The following is a 16,413-nucleotide window of genomic DNA, read 5'->3' as shown; positions in this document are numbered from 1 at the left end:
AAACGGGCGTCAGAGATCGCGGTGACGGATCTGGACGTTCTTGAGCAGGTCTTTGAGTTCGCGACCCAGGCGGTCGGCCAGATAGACCGAGCGATGGTGTCCTCCGGTACAGCCAATGGCGACGGTCACATAGGACCTGTTGTTGGCGGCGAACCGTGGCAGCCACTTCACCAGATAGTCGCGGATGTCATTGTACAGGGTCTCTACCTCGGGCTGTTGCTCGAGATATTCCCGTACCTGGACATCGAGTCCGGAAAAGTCGCGCAGCTCTGGTTTCCAGTAGGGATTGGGCAGGAAGCGCACATCGAACACCATGTCCGCGTCCACCGGCAGGCCACGTTTGAAACCGAAGGATTCCACCAGATAGGCGGTGCCGGGCTCCGGCGCATTCAGCAGCCGCAGCTTGAGCATATCGCGCAGCTGATAGAGATTCAGATGGGTGGTGTCGATCTTCAGGTCGGACAGGTCGGCGATGGGGGACAGCAGCACCTGCTCGTCGTGGATGGCTTCCGCCAGGGATCGCTCCTGGTTGGACAGCGGATGCCGACGACGCGTCTCGGAAAAGCGCTTGAGCAGCGTCTGGTCATCGGCGTCCAGATAGAGGATGTCGCAGCGGATATTGCGGCTGCGTACCTGTTCGAGCAATTCGGGAAAGCGCTGCAGCTGGCTGGGCAGGTTGCGCGCATCGATGGACAGGGCGACCTTGGGTTGCGGCCGCTCCATATCGGTCAGGGCATGCTGGGCAAGATCGGGCAGCAGGCTCGCCGGCAGGTTGTCGATGCAATAGAAGCCATTGTCCTCAAGCACGTTGAGCGCCGTACTCTTGCCCGACCCGGAACGTCCGCTCACGATGATGAGGTGCATGTCAGTGTCCGCTCTGGGCCTCGACGACGATCTGGTAGAGCGCCTGGTTGTCCTTGGCCTTGCGTAGCCGGTCACGAATGTCCGCCCGGTCCAGGATGCCGGCGATCTGGCGCAGCAGCGTGAGATGCTGCTCGGTGGCCGCCTCGGGTACCAGCAGGACGAATACCAGGTCCACGGGGGCGCCATCCAGGGAATCGAAATCCACAGGGTGTTGCAGATGGAACAAGACGCACAACGGCTGTTGCAATCCTGCCAGACGGCAGTGGGGGATGGCGATGCCGTTGCCGAAGCCGGTGGAGCCCAGGCGCTCGCGCGCCATCAGGCATTCGTAGATATGCCCCGCGTCGTGGCCGGGCAGTTCCTGCGCGGCCAACTCGGCGATGCGTTCCAGTACGGCGGCTTTGCTGCCTCCCGGCGCACCCGTCTGGGTGCGGCCGGGGGTCAGGATGTTTTCGATTCTGATCATAAAGCGGCGATCGAAACCTCAGCGGACGCCGACGCCCTGCTGGCGTTCGATCGATTTTTCCTTGTGTTTAATCAGTTGGCGGTCGAGCTTGTCGGCCAGGAGATCGATGGCGGCATACATGTCGTCATGCTCGGCATTGGCGACCACTGCGGCGCCGGCGACGTGCAGGGTGGCTTCGGCTTTGTGCTTGAGCTTGTCCACTTCGAGAATGACCTGGACGTTGGTAATACGGTCGAAGTGCCGTTCGAGGCGGGCGAGTTTCTCGCCGATGTAGTCACGCAGGGCGTCTGTCACTTCAAGCTGATGGCCGCTGATGTTGACTTGCATACCGCTTCTCCTTATTGCCGGGCTGCGATCGGCGAAGCTGCTCGCCGACATGACAAGGGCCGAACGAGGCACGGTCGCGACCGGGGAACGTCAGATCAGACGCTTGCGTTCGCTGGATGGAGCGATCCCCAAGGATTCCCGATACTTAGCCACCGTGCGACGAGCGACTTGTATACCTTGCGATTCCAGTAAACCAGCGATCTTGCTGTCACTCAACGGCTTTTTCGCGTTTTCCGCCGCCACTAATTTCTTGATGATCGCGCGGATCGCGGTGGAGGAGCATTCGCCACCCTCGGCGGTACTGACGTGGCTGGAGAAGAAATACTTGAGTTCGTAGATGCCACGCGGGGTGTGCATGAATTTCTGGGTGGTCACCCGCGAGATGGTCGACTCGTGCATGCCGACCGCCTCGGCGATGTCATGCAGGACCAACGGCTTCATTGCCTCCTCGCCGTATTCGAGGAAACCACGCTGGTGCTCGACGATCTGGGTCGCCACCTTCATCAGGGTCTCGTTGCGACTCTGCAGGCTCTTGATGAACCAACGGGCTTCCTGCAGCTGATTGCGCATGTAGGTGTTGTCGGCGCTGCTGTCGGCGCGTTTGACGAAGCCGGCGTACTGGGGGTTCACCCGCAGTCGCGGTACCGCTTCCTGATTGAGCTCCACCAGCCAGCGCTCGTTGTGCTTGCGGACCAGGACGTCCGGCACCACGTATTCGGCCTCGCCGGACTCGATCTGGGAGCCGGGACGCGGATGCAGGGTCTGGATCAGTTCGATGACGGGCTTGAGTTCCTCTTCCTTGATCTTCATGCGGCGCATCAGCTGCGCGTAGTCGCGGCTGCCGAGTAGATCCAGGTAGTCGCTGACGAGGCGTTTAGCCTCGCCGAGCAGGGGGAGGGTGGCCGGCAACTGAGCCAGTTGGATCAGCAGGCATTCACGCAGGTTGCGTGCGGCGACACCGGCCGGCTCGAACTGCTGGACCCGCCTGAGCACCACCTCGACCTCGTCGAGATCCACTTCCAGCTCCGGATCGAGGGAGGCATGGATGTCTTCGAGGCTTTCCTGCAGATAGCCATCGGTATCGATGCCGTCGATGATGGCCAGCGCGATCAGGCGGTCGAGGTCCGACATGGGCGCTAGGTTGAGCTGCCACAATAGGTGGGTCTGCAGGCTCTCGCCGGCCGAGGTACGGGTGGTGAAGTCCCACTCGTCGTCATCGTTGCTGGGCAGGCTGCTGGCGCTGGTCTGGTAGATGTCTTCCCAGGCGGTATCGACCGGCAGTTCGCTGGGAATGCGCTCGCTCCAATCTGAGGGCTCATCGGCCATCTCGTTGGTGGCGACCGACGTCTCCTTGAAGTTGATTTCGGCGCTACCAGGATTGGCTAGCTCGTCGCCGTCGCTCAAGGGCTCGCTGTGGTCGAAGTCTTCGCCTTCTTCCTGACGTTCGAGCATGGGGTTGGATTCCAGGGCTTCCTGGATTTCCTGTTGCAGATCGAGCGTGGAAAGCTGGAGTAAACGAATGGCTTGTTGCAGCTGCGGCGTCATCGTCAGCTGCTGGCCCATCTTGAGGACTAGCGATGGTTTCATGGCTGCGGAATTACACCTTGTCTACCGACGCGAACAGCGCCACCGAACCTCGCGAAACCTGCGAGCGTTAGCAAATTATATGCCTTGTTTCCCCAGGTTTGCCTAGAGGCGGAATTCGTGGCCCAGGTAGACTTCCTTCACCAAGTCATTGGCGAGGACTTCCTCGGCGGTACCTTCGGCGATAAGTTGGCCGTCGTTGACGATATAGGCCGTCTCGCAAATGGTCAGGGTTTCCCGCACGTTGTGGTCGGTGATGAGTACACCGATGCCCTTGGCCTTGAGGTGGCGGATGATCTGCTTGATGTCGCCCACCGAGATGGGGTCCACACCGGCAAAGGGTTCATCCAGCAGGATGAACTTGGGTGCGGTGGCCAGGGCGCGGGCGATCTCGACGCGGCGGCGCTCACCACCCGACAGGCTCATGCCGCGGTTGTCGCGGATGTGGGTGATGTGGAATTCCTGCAGCAGGCTTTCCAGCTCACGCAACCGACCCGCCTTGTCCAGATCCTTGCGGGTTTCCAGGATGGCGAGAATATTGTCGGCCACGGTCAGCTTGCGAAAGATCGAGGCTTCCTGCGGCAGATAGCCGATCCCGGCGCGGGCGCGACCGTGCATGGGCAGGGCGGTGACATCCTCATCATCGATCAGGACGCGACCCTGATCGGCCTTCACCAGGCCGACGATCATGTAGAAACAGGTGGTCTTGCCGGCGCCGTTCGGGCCGAGCAGGCCGACGATCTGGCCGCTGTCGATGCTGACGCTGACGTCACGAACGACCTGACGACCCTTGTAGCTCTTGGCCAGATGCTGGGCTTTGAGCGTAACCGTCATTGTCCCTGCCCCGGCTGCTGGTCCTTTGGCTGGATGACCATATCGATCCGCGGGCGCGGTGTGGTGACCTTGCTGCCGTTGGCGCGGCCGGCATTCACGATCTGGCGCTGGGTGTCGTAGACGATCTTCTCACCTTCGAAGGTATTGCCCTGCTGGACCACCTTGGCCTGGTCGATCAGGATGATGCGGTTTTCCTGGGCGAAATACTGGATGGTCAGGGCATAGGCCTTGACGATGTCCTTGTCTGGCGCTGGCTTCTGCTCGAAGTAGGCCGGTTTGCCCACCGAGGTCGCAACCTTGATGTTGCCCTGGTTGTCCTGGGTCAAGGTCACGGTGTTGCCCGTGATCTTCATGGTTCCCTGGGTGATGACCACGTCGCCGCGGTACACGGCCACGCCCTGCTTGTCATCGAGCTCGGCGCTGTCGGCCTGCACGCGGATCGGCTGGGTGCGGTCGGTCGGCAGCGCCCAGGCAGCAGCACTACTCAGGGTGGCGCCAAGGGTGAACAGGAAGGGGAGGGTTTTAACGAACCTCATACTGGCCTCTTACGTTGGACAGCAGGAGCATTCTGCCGTCTTCTAGATACGCTTTCATGCCTTTGGCCGTCGTCACCCCATTGGCAGCGTCGATTCTAACGGCTTGCTCGGTTTGCGCATATTGTTTGTCGGGAAAGACGGTCATACGCGTAGTGGTGAGCACTACTGGGCGGCCTCGCTCGTCGGTTCGCTCCACGCGCACGTCATCGATCAGCTCCGCTTGGGTGCCGCCTGGGGCGACTTCGGCCCGGGCACTGCGGATGTGCCACGGGAATTCGGTGCCGCGAAAGGCCAGCATATCGGGCCGGGTCACTAGGGTGACATCGGTGGCCTTGACGTGCTCGCTGCGCTCCGCGGTGAGTTCGTACTGAATCTTGCCGTCCAGGCGATACTGAATCGTCCGGGTATTGAGAGCATAGCCATCGATGGCGCTGTCTTGCTGAGCCGTTGCCGGAGCATCGACGAAGCGCTGCGGCAGGATGTTCCAGTAGCCGATCGCGATGAGCGCGGCGGCGATCAGGACCAACAGCACGGGGCGGCGCAAACTGCCAAACATGAGGCTACCTGTTTCAGGCCGCACTGGGACGGCGGCGGGTTAAGGACTTTTTCGCGGTACACGAGCCGACCAGTATAACCCGGCCTACAGCACCCCGGCGCGCAGCAGGTCACCCATGTTGAGGGCGCCAAGCGGCCGATGCGCCTCGTCGACCACCACCAGGGCATTGATCTTGTGCTCTTCCATGATCTTCAGCGCTTCTGCGGCGAGCATCTGGGCCTTGGCGGTTCGACCGCCGCGGGTCATGACGGTTGCGATGGGGGTCGTCCGTACATCGATCCCGCGATCCAGTGCCCGGCGCAGATCGCCGTCGGTGAAGATGCCAGTCAGGCGACCATCGGCGGCCAGCACGCTGGTCATGCCCAGGCCCTTGCGCGACATCTCCAGCAGGGCATCGGACACCAGGGTGTCTTCGCTCACTCGGGGCAGGTCGTCACCGGCGTGCATGACGTTCTCCACCTTGAGCAGCAGACGACGACCCAGGGCTCCGCCCGGATGGGAGAAGGCGAAATCCTCGGCGGTGAAACCGCGTGCTTCCAGCAGGGCGATAGCCAGGGCATCGCCCAGCACCAGGGCGACGGTAGTGGAGGAGGTCGGTGCCAGGTTGAGCGGGCAGGCTTCGGTTTCGACGCTGGTATCCAGGTTGACGTCCGCGGCCTTCGCCAGGGGCGAGGCGGCATTGCCGGCGAAGCTGATCAGCGGCACGCCCAGGCGCTTGATCAGCGGCAGCAGGGTGAGGATTTCGCTCGAGGTGCCCGACTGGGAGATGGCGATGATGACGTCATCCCGGGTGATCATGCCCATGTCGCCATGGCTGGCCTCGGCCGGGTGGACGAAGAAGGCCGGACTGCCGGTACTGGCGAGGGTGGCGGCGATCTTGTTGCCGACATGGCCGGACTTGCCCATGCCCAGTACGACGATGCGGCCGCGGCAATTCAACAGCAGGCGGCATGCTTCGGAGAAGCTGGCATCGACGCGCTCGCCCAGGGCGGCCACCGCCGCCCGCTCTACCTCTATGGTACGCCTGGCGGAAGCGATGAAATCTATTGTGTCGGACATGGGTCAGAAGGCAGGTGGCAGGACAATCGGAAATTATATGCGCAAAGCCGCGACACTCAGCAACGTCACCCGCAGGTCGGACGCCTCATCGCTAACGGATGTTATAGTGCCGCCCTTTTGCAAGGGCCATGGAGCGCAAGAGTCGCGTGCCCTGACGCGGCGGAGCGGCGTCTCCCTGCACAGAGTTGAACCTTAGGAGTTTCGATGGCCGTCGATAGCCCGTATGCCGTGGAGTTGAAGGGCGTTTCCTTCAAGCGCGGTACGCGTCTGATCTATGACCAGGTCGACATTCGCATCCCGCGCGGCAAGGTCACCGGGATCATGGGACCGTCCGGAAGCGGCAAGACCACCCTGTTGCGGTTGATCGCCGCCCAGCTGCGGCCGAGTGCCGGCGAGATCTGGGTCAATGGCGCCAACCTGCCGCAGTTGTCCCGTGGCGAGCTGTTCGAGATGCGTCGGCAGATGGGGGTGCTGTTCCAGAGTGGCGCCCTGTTCACCGATCTCGATGTGTTCGAGAACGTGGCCTTTCCCCTGCGGGTGCATACCAAGCTGCCCGAGGAAATGATTCGCGACATCGTCCTGCTCAAGTTGCAGGCGGTGGGTTTGCGTGGCGCCGTCGAATTGATGCCGGACGAGCTGTCTGGTGGCATGAGGCGGCGCGTCGCCCTGGCGCGCGCCATTGCCCTGGATCCGCAAATCCTCATGTACGACGAACCCTTCGTCGGTCAGGATCCCATCGCCATGGGGGTGCTGGTGCGGCTGATCCGCCTGCTCAACCAGGCGCTGGGGCTGACCAGCATCGTGGTCTCCCACGATCTGGCCGAGACCGCCAGCATCGCCGACTACCTCTATGTGGTGGGCGATACCAAGGTGCTGGGGCAGGGCACGCCGAAGGAATTGCGCGAGTCGCCGGATCCGCGGGTCCGCCAGTTCATGCAGGGCATCCCCGATGGCCCGGTACCCTTCCACTTCGCCGCGCCGGATCTGCGCGATGCCTTGCTGGGGAAACACTGATGCGTAAGGTCTCCGCCGTGGAGCGGATTCGTCGGCTGGGCCGGGCCGGGCTGGACGTCGTGGCGGCCATCGGTCGCTCGGTGATCGTGCTGGTGCTGGCGGTGTTCGGCCGCGGTGGCGTGGGCAGCGGCCTGCAACTGTTGGGCAAACAACTCTATTCGGTGGGTGTGCTGTCGCTGCCGATCATCGTGGTGTCGGGCTTCTTCATCGGCATGGTGATCGCCCTGCAGGGCTACAACATCCTGGTCAAGTATGGCTCCGAGCAGGCCGTGGGGCAGATGGTCGCTCTGACCCTGCTGCGCGAGCTCGGTCCCGTGGTGACCGCGCTGCTGTTCGCCGGCCGTGCGGGGTCCGCCCTGACCGCCGAGATCGGCAACATGAAGTCCACCGAGCAGTTGTCCAGCCTGGAAATGATCGGCGTTGACCCGCTCAAGTACATCGTCGCGCCGCGCTTCTGGGCCGGCTTCATTTCCATGCCGCTGCTGGCCGCCATGTTCAGTGTGGTGGGTATCTGGGGCGCGGCCATGGTCGCCGTCGACTGGCTCGGCGTCTATGACGGCTCCTTCTGGGCCACCATGCAGAACAGCGTAATGCTCAGCGACGTGCTCAATGGCGTGATCAAGAGCCTGGTGTTCGCCTTCGTGGTGACCTGGGTCGCCGTCTTCCAGGGGTACGACTGCGAGCCGACGTCCGAAGGCATCGGCCGTGCCACCACCCGTACCGTCGTCTATGCGTCGCTCGCCGTGCTCGGCCTCGACTTCATTCTTACCGCCCTGATGTTTGGAGATCTCTGATGCAAACCCGCACCCAGGAAATCGGTGTCGGACTCTTCCTGCTGGCCGGCGTGCTCGCACTGCTGTTGCTGGCGCTGCGGGTAAGCGGTCTGACGATGAGTGACCATCGCGATACCTACAAGGTCTACGCCTACTTCGACAACATCGCCGGTCTCACCGTGAGATCGCGGGTGACGATGTCGGGCGTGACCATCGGCAAGGTCACCGCCATCGATCTCGACCGCAACAGCTACCGTGCGCGGGTCACCATGCAGATCGACAAGCAGGTGGACAACCTGCCGACCGACTCCATCGCCTCCATCCTGACCGCTGGCCTGCTCGGCGAGAAGTACATCGGCATCAGCGTCGGTGGCGACGAGCAGGTGCTCAAGGAAGGCTCGACCATTCGAGATACACAATCTTCGCTGGTTCTCGAGGATCTGATCGGCAAATTCCTGCTCAATTCGGTCAATAAAGACTCTTCCGCAAACAAATGATGCGAGGCTTTTCCATGCTCAAGCTAATTCGTCACGGAGTGATCGCGATCCTGGCCCTGTTGCCCCTGGTCTCCCAGGCAGCGCCCTCGGCCTACGACGTGATCCAGCAGACCACCAACACCTTGCTGTCCGATCTCCAGGCCAATCGCGACAAGTATCGCAGCAACCCGGAGGCCTTCTACGAATCGCTGAACAGCATTCTCGGGCCGGTGGTGGATGCCGAGGGCATCTCGCGCAGCATCATGACCGTGCGTTACAGCCGTAGCGCCACCCCCGAGCAGATGGCCCGCTTCCAGGAAAACTTCAAACGTAGCCTGATGCAGTTCTATGGCAATGCCCTGCTGGAATACAACAACCAGGGTATTCGCGTCCTGCCCGAAGGTCCGTCCGACGGTCCTGATCGCACCAGCGTGGGCATGGAGGTCAGGGGCAACAATGGAGCCGTCTACCCGGTGCAATACACCATGGTCAAGCAGGGTGACGACTGGAAGGTCCGCAATGTCATCATCAATGGCCTGAACCTCGGCAAGCTGTTCCGCGATCAGTTCGCCCAGGCGATGCAGGACAACAACGGTGACCTGAACAAGACCATCGACAACTGGGCGGGCACCGTGGCCAAGGCCAAGGATTCTCCCGAGGCCCAGAAGGCCAAGGTCGGCTCGTGAGTCGCGCTGCCATCTCCGGCGAGGGTGCCCGACTGCACTTGTCGGGCGTGCTCGACCACGCCAATGTGCCGACCCTGCGCGAGCAGGGTCGGGCGCTGATCGGCCAAGGTAGCGGTCCGCTGGTGCTGGACTGCGCCGGCGTCGAACGCTCCAACAGCGCCGGCTTGGCGCTGCTGCTGGCCTGGCTGCGCGATGCCCAGGCTGCCGGGCGCTCGCTCACCATCGCGAGCCTGCCCCCCGAGCTGCGGCAGATCGCCGACGTTTCGGATGCCTTGGAGTTGTTGCCCCTGGCAGACCAGGCTCACGCCTAGCGGTCATCGCAGTCGCCGTACCGCCGGTTTTTTTGTATGATCACCGGCTGTACTAGATTGCCGAGGTGCCGCCATGCAGGCCCAAGAAGTCAAAAGTCTCCTGGAGGCGAAACTGGCCGATACCCAGGTGGAAGTGGAAGGCGAGGGCTGCAACTTCCAGCTCTACCTGATCAGCGACGAGCTCCAGGCCCTCAGCCCGGTCAAGCGTCAGCAGCAGGTCTACTCCCATCTCCAGCCGCAGATCGCCGATGGCAGCATCCACGCTGTCACCATGAAATTCTTCACCCGTGCCGCCTGGGCCGAACGCGCCTGATTCGCGGCGCCGAGAACTCGTTATGGATAAACTGATCATTACCGGCGGCAATAGCCTGAACGGTGAAATTCGCATTTCCGGAGCCAAGAACTCCGCCCTGCCGATCCTGGCCGCGACCCTGCTCGCCGATACCCCGGTGACCATCGCCAACCTGCCGCACCTGCACGACATCACCACCATGATCGAGCTGTTCGGTCGCATGGGTGTCCAGCCGGTGATCGGTGAAAAGCTCAACGTCGAGGTCGATGCCTCCAGCATCAAGACCCTCGTCGCGCCCTACGAGCTGGTCAAGACCATGCGTGCCTCCATCCTGGTGCTGGGTCCGATGGTCGCCCGCTTCGGCGAGGCGGAAGTCGCCCTGCCCGGTGGCTGCGCCATCGGCTCGCGCCCGGTCGACCTGCACCTCCGCGGTCTGGAAGCCATGGGTGCCAAGATCACCGTCGAAGGCGGCTACATCAAGGCCAAGGCGCCGGCCGGTGGTCTGCGCGGTGCCCACTACTATTTCGATACCGTCAGCGTGACCGGTACCGAGAACGTGCTGATGGCCGCCACCCTGGCCAAGGGTCGCAGCGTCATCCAGAACGCCGCCCGGGAACCCGAGGTGGTGGATCTGGCCAACTGCCTGATCGCCATGGGTGCCAACATCAAGGGTGCCGGTACCGACACCATCACCGTGGAAGGCGTCGAGCGTCTGGGTGGCGCCACCTACTCGGTGCTGCCCGACCGTATCGAGACCGGTAGCTACCTGGTCGCCGCCGCCGCCACCCGCGGTCGCGTCAAGCTCAAGGACACCGATCCGACCATCCTCGAAGCCGTGCTGGCCAAGCTGGAAGAGGCGGGTGCCCACCTCTCCACCGGCAGCAACTGGATCGAGCTGGACATGAAGGGCAATCGCCCCCGCGCGGTGAACATCCGTACGGCGCCCTATCCGGCGTTCCCCACCGACATGCAGGCCCAGTTCATCTCCATGAACGCCGTCGCCGAAGGCACCGGTACCGTGGTCGAAACCATCTTCGAGAACCGCTTCATGCACGTTCACGAAATGGTGCGCATGGGCGCCAACATCGCCATCGAAGGCAATGCCGCCATCGTCACCGGGGTGCCCAGCCTCAAGGCCGCGCCGGTGATGGCGACCGACCTGCGCGCCTCGGCGAGCCTGGTCATCGCCGCCCTGGTAGCCGAAGGCGATACGCTGATCGATCGCATCTACCACATCGACCGCGGCTACGAATGCATCGAGGAGAAATTCCAGCTGCTCGGCGCCAAGATCCGTCGCACGCCCAAGTAAGGACCTCCGATGCTGACCATCGCCCTGTCCAAGGGCCGTATCCTCGACGACACCCTGCCGCTGCTGGCGGCGGCGGGGATCGCCCCGACCGAGAATCCGGACAAGAGCCGCAAGCTCATCATCCCGACCACCCAGGACGATGTGCGGCTGCTCATCGTCCGCGCCACCGATGTGCCCACCTATGTTGAGCATGGCGCCGCGGACCTGGGCGTGGCCGGCAAGGACGTGCTGATGGAGTATGGCGGCGATGGTCTTTACGAGCCGCTGGACCTGCGCATCGCCCGCTGCAAGCTGATGACCGCGGGCGCCGTGGGCGCTCCGGCGCCGCGTGGACGGCTGCGCGTGGCGACCAAGTTCGTCAATGTCGCCAAGCGCTACTATGCCGAGCAGGGTCGCCAGGTCGACATCATCAAGCTGTACGGCTCCATGGAGCTGGCACCGCTGGTGGGACTGGCCGACAAGATCATCGACGTGGTCGATACCGGTAACACCCTCAAGGCCAATGGCCTCGAGCCCCAGGAGCTGATCGCCCATATCAGCTCGCGCTTGATCGTCAACAAGGCCTCGATGAAGATGCAGCATGGTCGCATCCAGGCGCTCATCGAGACCCTGCGTCATGCCGTCGAGGCGCGCGGCGCCTGAGAACCTGTTCAAAGCCTGCTGCGCGTCGGCCAAACTACGTTGAAAATGGCTTCGGAATGCTCATTTACTACTCGTAAACTCCGCTTCCTCAGCCATTTTCGCCTTGTTTGTCTCTAGCTCGCGAGCCTTTGAACAGGCTCTAAGCCCTGGCCGGTCTGTCGAATTCCGGCCAAGGCTGATTCCACCTCTCCACCTTCGCCTATCCGTGCCATAGCCAAATTGTCGGGCGCCCACACGGAGCCGGCTGTTACTCTCGGGCGCCCCTTTCGCTCATCCTGAAGAGGACCCGCCATGACCGCTCCGCTCGCCATCCGCCGACTCGCCGCCGCCGCTCCGGATTTCGCCGAGCATCTGGATCATCTGCTGAGCTGGGAAGGGGTCTCCGACGCCGACATCAACCAGCGGGTCCTGGCGATCATCGCCGATGTCCGCCACCAGGGCGATGAGGCGTTGCTCGAATTCACCCGCCGCTTCGATGGTGTCGAGGCGACGTCCATGAGCGATCTGATCCTGCCACGTGCGCGGTTGGAAGAAGCCTTGGACCGGATCACCCCTGAACAGCGCACGGCTCTGGAAGCCGCGTCTGCCCGAGTGCGTAGCTACCACGAGAAGCAGCGCCAGGATTCCTGGCAGTACCAGGAAGCCGACGGCACCGTGCTCGGTCAGCAGGTCACCCCGCTGGATCGCGCCGGACTCTATGTGCCCGGCGGCAAGGCCTCCTATCCCTCCTCGGTGCTGATGAATGCCATCCCGGCCAAGGTCGCTGGCGTAAAAGAGGTGGTCATGGTGGTGCCCACGCCCCGTGGCGAGGTCAACGAACTGGTGCTGGCGGCTGCGGCCCTGGCGGGTGTCGACCGTGTCTTCACCATCGGCGGCGCCCAGGCCGTGGCCGCCCTGGCCTATGGCACCGAGAGCGTGCCTCCGGTGGACAAGATCGTCGGCCCCGGCAACATCTATGTCGCCACCGCCAAGCGCCATGTGTTCGGCAAGGTCGGCATCGACATGATCGCCGGCCCGTCCGAGATCCTGGTGGTCTGCGACGGCCAGACCGATCCCGATTGGATCGCCATGGACCTGTTCTCCCAGGCCGAGCACGACGAAGACGCCCAGGCCATCCTGGTCAGTCCGGACGCCGCCTTCCTCGACGCCGTAGCGGCCAGCATTGCCCGCCTGCTGCCGGAGATGGAGCGCGCCGACATCATCCGCGCGTCCCTGGAAGGGCGCGGCGCGCTCATTCAGGTCGCCGACATGGCCCAAGCCATCGAGGTGGCCAACCGCATCGCACCTGAGCACCTAGAGCTCTCCGTCGCCGAGCCCGAGCAGTGGCTGCCGCAGATCCGCCATGCCGGCGCCATCTTCATGGGCCGCTATACCGCCGAGGCCCTGGGCGACTATTGCGCCGGGCCGAACCACGTCCTGCCGACCTCGGGCACGGCGCGTTTCTCCTCGCCCCTGGGCGTGTACGACTTCCAGAAACGCTCGTCGATCATCCACTGCTCGGCCACTGGTGCTTCGGCCCTGGGCCGGGTCGCGTCGGTACTGGCGCGCGGTGAGTCCCTGACCGCCCACGCCCGTAGCGCCGAATACCGCATTCAAGAGGAGCAGTAGGCATGAGCGAACTTTGGAGTCCCTTCGTCAAGAACCTGGTGCCCTATGTGCCGGGCGAGCAGCCCAAGCTGACCAACCTGGTCAAGCTCAACACCAACGAGAATCCCTACGGTCCGTCGCCGCGGGCGCTCGACGCCATTCGCGCCGCGGCGACGGATGACCTGCGTCTCTATCCCGATCCCAATGGCCAGGCGCTCAAGGATGCGGTAGCCAGCTATTACGGCATCAAGAGCGACCAGGTCTTCGTCGGCAACGGCTCGGACGAGGTGCTGGCGCACATCTTCCTGGGCCTGTTCGGCCACGGTCGGCCGATCCTTTTTCCCGACATCAGCTACAGCTTCTATCCGGTCTACTGCGGCCTCTATGGCATCGCCTTCGAGACCCCGGTGCTGGACGAAGACTTCCAGATCGTGCCGGAGGACTACCTGCGGCCCAACGGCGGCATCATCTTCCCCAACCCCAATGCGCCCACTGGCAGCGCCCTGGCGCTGGACGCCATCGAGCGTATCGTCGCCGGTAATCCGACCTCGGTAGTGGTGGTGGACGAAGCCTACGTCGACTTCGGCGCGCACTCGGCCGTCGCCCTGATCGAGCGTCATCCCAACCTGGTGGTGACCCAGACGCTGTCCAAGTCGCGCTCCCTGGCCGGGCTGCGTGTCGGTCTGGCCATGGGTCAGGCGCCGCTGATGGAGGCGCTGGAGCGCGTCAAGAACAGCTTCAACTCCTATCCGCTGGATCGCCTGGCCCTGGCCGGCGCAGTCGCGGCCTTCGAGGATCGCGCCTATTTCGACGAGACCTGTCGGCAGGTGATCGACAGCCGCGAATGGCTGGTGACCCAGTTGCTGGAGCGCGGCTTCGAGGTGCTGCCCTCGGCTGCCAACTTCATCTTCGCCCGCCATGTGCAGAAGGGCGGGGCTGTCCTGGCCGCGGGCTTGCGCGAGCACGGCGTCATCGTCCGTCACTTCAGCCGCCCCGAGCGCATCGCCGACTTCCTGCGCATCACCATCGGCACGCCGGCGCAGAACCAGGCGTTGATCAGGGCTCTTGATACGCTCTGAGAGCCGTTTCCCTTGCTAGCGCGCCTTCTCCATGAGCGGGCGCAGGCCGACGGTGGCCTTGAGCTGAATGGTCTTGTTCTGCCGTTGTACCTCGATGGCGATGCTGTCGCCCGGCTGTTTGCGGGCGATCTGATTCATCGCCAGGCGGCCATCCTTGACCGGTTGGCCCGCCAGCTTCACCAGCACATCGCCTGAGCGCAAGCCGGCCTTGTAGGCGGGGCCATCAGGATCGATGTCCGTCACCACGATGCCCTGGTCGACCTTGAGGCCGTAGGTCTTGACCAGTTCCGGGGTGATCACCTCCACCGCCACGCCCAGCCAGCCCCGAATGACCTGGCCATGCTGGATGATCGACTTCATCACCTCCATCGCCAGCTTGATCGGAATGGCGAAGCCGATGCCCTGGGAGCCTCCGGAGAGAATGGCGGTATTGATGCCTATCAGGTTGCCGTTGGCATCCACCAGGGCGCCGCCCGAGTTACCCAGGTTGATCGCCGCATCCGTCTGGATGAAGTCCTCGTAGGTGTTGAGGCCGAGCTGATTGCGCCCGGTGGCGCTGATGATGCCCATGGTCACCGTCTGGCCGACGCCGAAGGGATTGCCGATGGCGAGCACCACGTCGCCGATGCGGATGGCACTGGAATCGCCTACCGAGATCGCCGGCAGATTCGGCAGATCGATCTTGAGCACGGCAAGATCGGTGGCGGGATCGCTGCCGATCAGCTTGGCCAGGGTCTGGCGACCGTCGGCCAGCGCCACGACGATGGACTCGGCGTCGAGGGTCACGTGGTTGTTGGTCAGCAGATAGCCGTCATGGCTCATCAGTACCGCCGAACCCAGACTGAGCTCTTCCGCTGGTTTGCTAGTGCCCTTGCGATCGGCCGGGCCATCACCGGTCTTGGCTGGCTTGACCGCCTTGGTCGAGCGCAGCGAGGCCACCGCTGGCGCGGCACGACTCGCCGCATCGGCGTAGGACACCGGGCCCTGCTGGCGCGAGCTGGACGACACCTGGGAGGACTCGAAGGTCGGCTGGGTGGGCAGGCCCAGCCATTGCGGATAGCGTTGGATGATCAAGGCCGCAACGAGCACACCACACACCACGGGCCAGCCGAGATAACGCAAAGCCTTGTACATCGGTTACATCCTTGAATTTGTTCGCCCGCGGCGCGGCGGATAAGCTGGCGGGCATTATAAGGAGCGGCGCGGCCGGGGAACACGGCTGGCGCTGCCGATGAGGAGGAGCTCCATGTCCCTTGATGAATTGGTAATGACTGCCGACCGCTACCTGGAAAGCGCCCGTATCCAGGACTACTGCCCGAATGGGCTGCAGATCCAGGGGCGGGCACAGGTCCGGTTGCTGGTCAGTGGCGTCACCGCCTCCCAGCAATTATTGGATGCGGCGGTCGCCGCCGGGGCCGATGCCATCCTGGTGCATCATGGCTATTTCTGGAAGAACGAAGATCCCCGCCTGGTGGGGATGAAGCAACGGCGAATCAAGACGTTGTTGAGCCACGACATCAGCCTGCTGGCCTATCATTTGCCGCTGGATGTCCATGCCGAGGTGGGCAACAACATCCAACTGGGCCGGCGCCTGGGCCTGCAAGACATCGCGCCACTGCCGGGCGATGCCAAGAGCCTGATCTGGCAGGGCGAGCTGGCGCAGCCGTTGTCGGCGCAAGCCTTCGGACTGCAGGTGGCGGAGCGGCTGCAGCGCGCGCCGCTGGTCGTCGATGGTGGGCGGCCGATCCGGCGGCTGGCCTGGTGTACCGGAGGCGCCCAGGGTTATATCGACCAGGCCATCGCCGCCGGGGTGGATGCCTATCTGACCGGTGAGGTATCCGAGCAAACGGTGCACAGCGCTCGCGAGAATGGCGTGAGCTTCTTCGCCGCCGGTCACCATGCCACCGAGCGCTATGGCGTACAGGCGCTGGGCGACTATCTGGCAGCGCAACTGGGCATCGAGCATCGCTTCATCGATTGCGACAATCCCGCCTGAACGTAATAAGCATAGAACTTCT

Annotated in this window: 20 protein-coding genes; 11 read left to right on the top strand and 9 right to left on the bottom strand. The window is 63.4% G+C overall.

The features are described 5' to 3' along the window. Positions 1–9: 9 nt before the first annotated feature. The 8 genes from rapZ to CCZ28_RS09670 form a co-directional block, all read right to left on the bottom strand. Positions 10–864 (bottom strand): RNase adapter RapZ, encoded by an 855-nt coding sequence (rapZ, locus tag CCZ28_RS09705; RefSeq protein ID WP_140217627.1) that lies wholly within the window; start codon positions 862–864, stop codon positions 10–12. Position 865: 1 nt separating this feature from the next. Next, positions 866–1,330, bottom strand: coding sequence for a PTS IIA-like nitrogen regulatory protein PtsN (gene ptsN, locus CCZ28_RS09700; RefSeq protein ID WP_140217626.1), 465 nt, complete (start codon positions 1,328–1,330; stop codon positions 866–868). A gap of 18 nt (positions 1,331–1,348) precedes the next feature. Beyond that, positions 1,349–1,657 (bottom strand): ribosome hibernation-promoting factor, HPF/YfiA family, encoded by a 309-nt coding sequence (gene hpf / locus CCZ28_RS09695; protein WP_140217625.1) that lies wholly within the window; start codon positions 1,655–1,657, stop codon positions 1,349–1,351. 90 nt (positions 1,658–1,747) lie between these two features. Next, positions 1,748–3,244, bottom strand: a complete 1,497-nt coding sequence (locus CCZ28_RS09690; RefSeq protein WP_074529525.1) for an RNA polymerase factor sigma-54 — start codon at positions 3,242–3,244, stop codon at positions 1,748–1,750. 102 nt (positions 3,245–3,346) lie between these two features. Then, on the bottom strand, positions 3,347–4,075 hold the full coding sequence (gene lptB, locus CCZ28_RS09685; protein WP_058761958.1) for an LPS export ABC transporter ATP-binding protein: 729 nt from the start codon (positions 4,073–4,075) through the stop codon (positions 3,347–3,349). Then, a complete protein-coding gene (gene lptA, locus CCZ28_RS09680) occupies positions 4,072–4,611 on the bottom strand; it encodes a lipopolysaccharide transport periplasmic protein LptA (protein ID WP_140217624.1) in 540 nt (179 codons plus the stop codon). The genes lptB and lptA overlap by 4 nt, the downstream gene beginning before the upstream one ends. Beyond that, positions 4,598–5,167: an LPS export ABC transporter periplasmic protein LptC gene (gene lptC / locus CCZ28_RS09675; RefSeq protein ID WP_058777544.1), complete on the bottom strand. Its 570-nt coding sequence runs from the start codon at positions 5,165–5,167 to the stop codon at positions 4,598–4,600. The genes lptA and lptC overlap by 14 nt, the downstream gene beginning before the upstream one ends. 84 nt (positions 5,168–5,251) lie before the next feature. After that, complete coding sequence (locus CCZ28_RS09670; protein WP_140217623.1) at positions 5,252–6,226, bottom strand: KpsF/GutQ family sugar-phosphate isomerase; 975 nt, start codon at positions 6,224–6,226, stop codon at positions 5,252–5,254. Positions 6,227–6,430: 204 nt separating this feature from the next. On the opposite strand from CCZ28_RS09670, the gene CCZ28_RS09665 reads away from it, so the two are divergent. From CCZ28_RS09665 to hisC, 10 genes are all read left to right on the top strand, one after another. Next, positions 6,431–7,240, top strand: a complete 810-nt coding sequence (locus CCZ28_RS09665) for an ATP-binding cassette domain-containing protein (protein WP_140217622.1) — start codon at positions 6,431–6,433, stop codon at positions 7,238–7,240. After that, on the top strand, positions 7,240–8,034 hold the full coding sequence (gene mlaE / locus CCZ28_RS09660) for a lipid asymmetry maintenance ABC transporter permease subunit MlaE (protein ID WP_140217621.1): 795 nt from the start codon (positions 7,240–7,242) through the stop codon (positions 8,032–8,034). The genes CCZ28_RS09665 and mlaE overlap by 1 nt, the downstream gene beginning before the upstream one ends. Then, positions 8,034–8,510, top strand: coding sequence for an outer membrane lipid asymmetry maintenance protein MlaD (gene mlaD, locus CCZ28_RS09655; protein ID WP_058761964.1), 477 nt, complete (start codon positions 8,034–8,036; stop codon positions 8,508–8,510). Before mlaE ends, mlaD begins: the two co-directional genes overlap by 1 nt. Before the next feature lie 14 nt (positions 8,511–8,524). Further along, on the top strand, positions 8,525–9,175 hold the full coding sequence (locus CCZ28_RS09650) for an MlaC/ttg2D family ABC transporter substrate-binding protein (RefSeq protein WP_058761965.1): 651 nt from the start codon (positions 8,525–8,527) through the stop codon (positions 9,173–9,175). Further along, entirely contained in the window at positions 9,172–9,486 is a 315-nt protein-coding gene (locus CCZ28_RS09645; protein WP_140217620.1) for an STAS domain-containing protein, read from the top strand. Before CCZ28_RS09650 ends, CCZ28_RS09645 begins: the two co-directional genes overlap by 4 nt. 73 nt (positions 9,487–9,559) lie before the next feature. Next, positions 9,560–9,799, top strand: coding sequence for a BolA family protein (locus CCZ28_RS09640; RefSeq protein ID WP_007159508.1), 240 nt, complete (start codon positions 9,560–9,562; stop codon positions 9,797–9,799). 22 nt (positions 9,800–9,821) lie between these two features. Continuing rightward, positions 9,822–11,087: a UDP-N-acetylglucosamine 1-carboxyvinyltransferase gene (gene murA, locus CCZ28_RS09635; RefSeq protein WP_140217619.1), complete on the top strand. Its 1,266-nt coding sequence runs from the start codon at positions 9,822–9,824 to the stop codon at positions 11,085–11,087. Between the two features lie 9 nt (positions 11,088–11,096). Continuing rightward, on the top strand, positions 11,097–11,729 hold the full coding sequence (gene hisG, locus CCZ28_RS09630; protein ID WP_007159506.1) for an ATP phosphoribosyltransferase: 633 nt from the start codon (positions 11,097–11,099) through the stop codon (positions 11,727–11,729). A gap of 291 nt (positions 11,730–12,020) precedes the next feature. Next, on the top strand, positions 12,021–13,337 hold the full coding sequence (gene hisD, locus CCZ28_RS09625; RefSeq protein ID WP_140217618.1) for a histidinol dehydrogenase: 1,317 nt from the start codon (positions 12,021–12,023) through the stop codon (positions 13,335–13,337). A 2-nt stretch (positions 13,338–13,339) separates the two neighbouring features. Then, positions 13,340–14,395 (top strand): histidinol-phosphate transaminase, encoded by a 1,056-nt coding sequence (gene hisC, locus CCZ28_RS09620; protein ID WP_140217617.1) that lies wholly within the window; start codon positions 13,340–13,342, stop codon positions 14,393–14,395. Between the two features lie 15 nt (positions 14,396–14,410). On the opposite strand, the gene CCZ28_RS09615 is transcribed toward hisC, so the two are convergent. Beyond that, on the bottom strand, positions 14,411–15,529 hold the full coding sequence (locus CCZ28_RS09615; protein WP_140217616.1) for a S1C family serine protease: 1,119 nt from the start codon (positions 15,527–15,529) through the stop codon (positions 14,411–14,413). Between the two features lie 97 nt (positions 15,530–15,626). Between CCZ28_RS09615 and CCZ28_RS09610 the strand changes: the two genes are divergently transcribed. Further along, on the top strand, positions 15,627–16,391 hold the full coding sequence (locus tag CCZ28_RS09610; RefSeq protein ID WP_140217615.1) for a Nif3-like dinuclear metal center hexameric protein: 765 nt from the start codon (positions 15,627–15,629) through the stop codon (positions 16,389–16,391). Positions 16,392–16,413: the final 22 nt, after the last annotated feature.

Source organism: Pseudomonas oryzihabitans (assembly GCF_006384975.1).
In the GTDB taxonomy this organism is placed as follows: Bacteria; Pseudomonadota; Gammaproteobacteria; order Pseudomonadales; family Pseudomonadaceae; genus Chryseomonas; species Chryseomonas psychrotolerans_B.
Note: the sequence above shows the minus strand (reverse complement) of the source record. Positions and strands in the feature narration are given on the sequence as shown.

Coding starts and splice junctions, on each gene's coding strand:
- rapZ (WP_140217627.1), bottom strand. CDS start 864: ATGCACCTCATCATCGTGAGCGGACGTTCCGGGTCGGGCAAGAGTACG.
- ptsN (WP_140217626.1), bottom strand. CDS start 1,330: ATGATCAGAATCGAAAACATCCTGACCCCCGGCCGCACCCAGACGGGT.
- hpf (WP_140217625.1), bottom strand. CDS start 1,657: ATGCAAGTCAACATCAGCGGCCATCAGCTTGAAGTGACAGACGCCCTG.
- CCZ28_RS09690 (WP_074529525.1), bottom strand. CDS start 3,244: ATGAAACCATCGCTAGTCCTCAAGATGGGCCAGCAGCTGACGATGACG.
- lptB (WP_058761958.1), bottom strand. CDS start 4,075: ATGACGGTTACGCTCAAAGCCCAGCATCTGGCCAAGAGCTACAAGGGT.
- lptA (WP_140217624.1), bottom strand. CDS start 4,611: ATGAGGTTCGTTAAAACCCTCCCCTTCCTGTTCACCCTTGGCGCCACC.
- lptC (WP_058777544.1), bottom strand. CDS start 5,167: ATGTTTGGCAGTTTGCGCCGCCCCGTGCTGTTGGTCCTGATCGCCGCC.
- CCZ28_RS09670 (WP_140217623.1), bottom strand. CDS start 6,226: ATGTCCGACACAATAGATTTCATCGCTTCCGCCAGGCGTACCATAGAG.
- CCZ28_RS09665 (WP_140217622.1), top strand. CDS start 6,431: ATGGCCGTCGATAGCCCGTATGCCGTGGAGTTGAAGGGCGTTTCCTTC.
- mlaE (WP_140217621.1), top strand. CDS start 7,240: ATGCGTAAGGTCTCCGCCGTGGAGCGGATTCGTCGGCTGGGCCGGGCC.
- mlaD (WP_058761964.1), top strand. CDS start 8,034: ATGCAAACCCGCACCCAGGAAATCGGTGTCGGACTCTTCCTGCTGGCC.
- CCZ28_RS09650 (WP_058761965.1), top strand. CDS start 8,525: ATGCTCAAGCTAATTCGTCACGGAGTGATCGCGATCCTGGCCCTGTTG.
- CCZ28_RS09640 (WP_007159508.1), top strand. CDS start 9,560: ATGCAGGCCCAAGAAGTCAAAAGTCTCCTGGAGGCGAAACTGGCCGAT.
- murA (WP_140217619.1), top strand. CDS start 9,822: ATGGATAAACTGATCATTACCGGCGGCAATAGCCTGAACGGTGAAATT.
- hisG (WP_007159506.1), top strand. CDS start 11,097: ATGCTGACCATCGCCCTGTCCAAGGGCCGTATCCTCGACGACACCCTG.
- hisD (WP_140217618.1), top strand. CDS start 12,021: ATGACCGCTCCGCTCGCCATCCGCCGACTCGCCGCCGCCGCTCCGGAT.
- hisC (WP_140217617.1), top strand. CDS start 13,340: ATGAGCGAACTTTGGAGTCCCTTCGTCAAGAACCTGGTGCCCTATGTG.
- CCZ28_RS09615 (WP_140217616.1), bottom strand. CDS start 15,529: ATGTACAAGGCTTTGCGTTATCTCGGCTGGCCCGTGGTGTGTGGTGTG.
- CCZ28_RS09610 (WP_140217615.1), top strand. CDS start 15,627: ATGAGGAGGAGCTCCATGTCCCTTGATGAATTGGTAATGACTGCCGAC.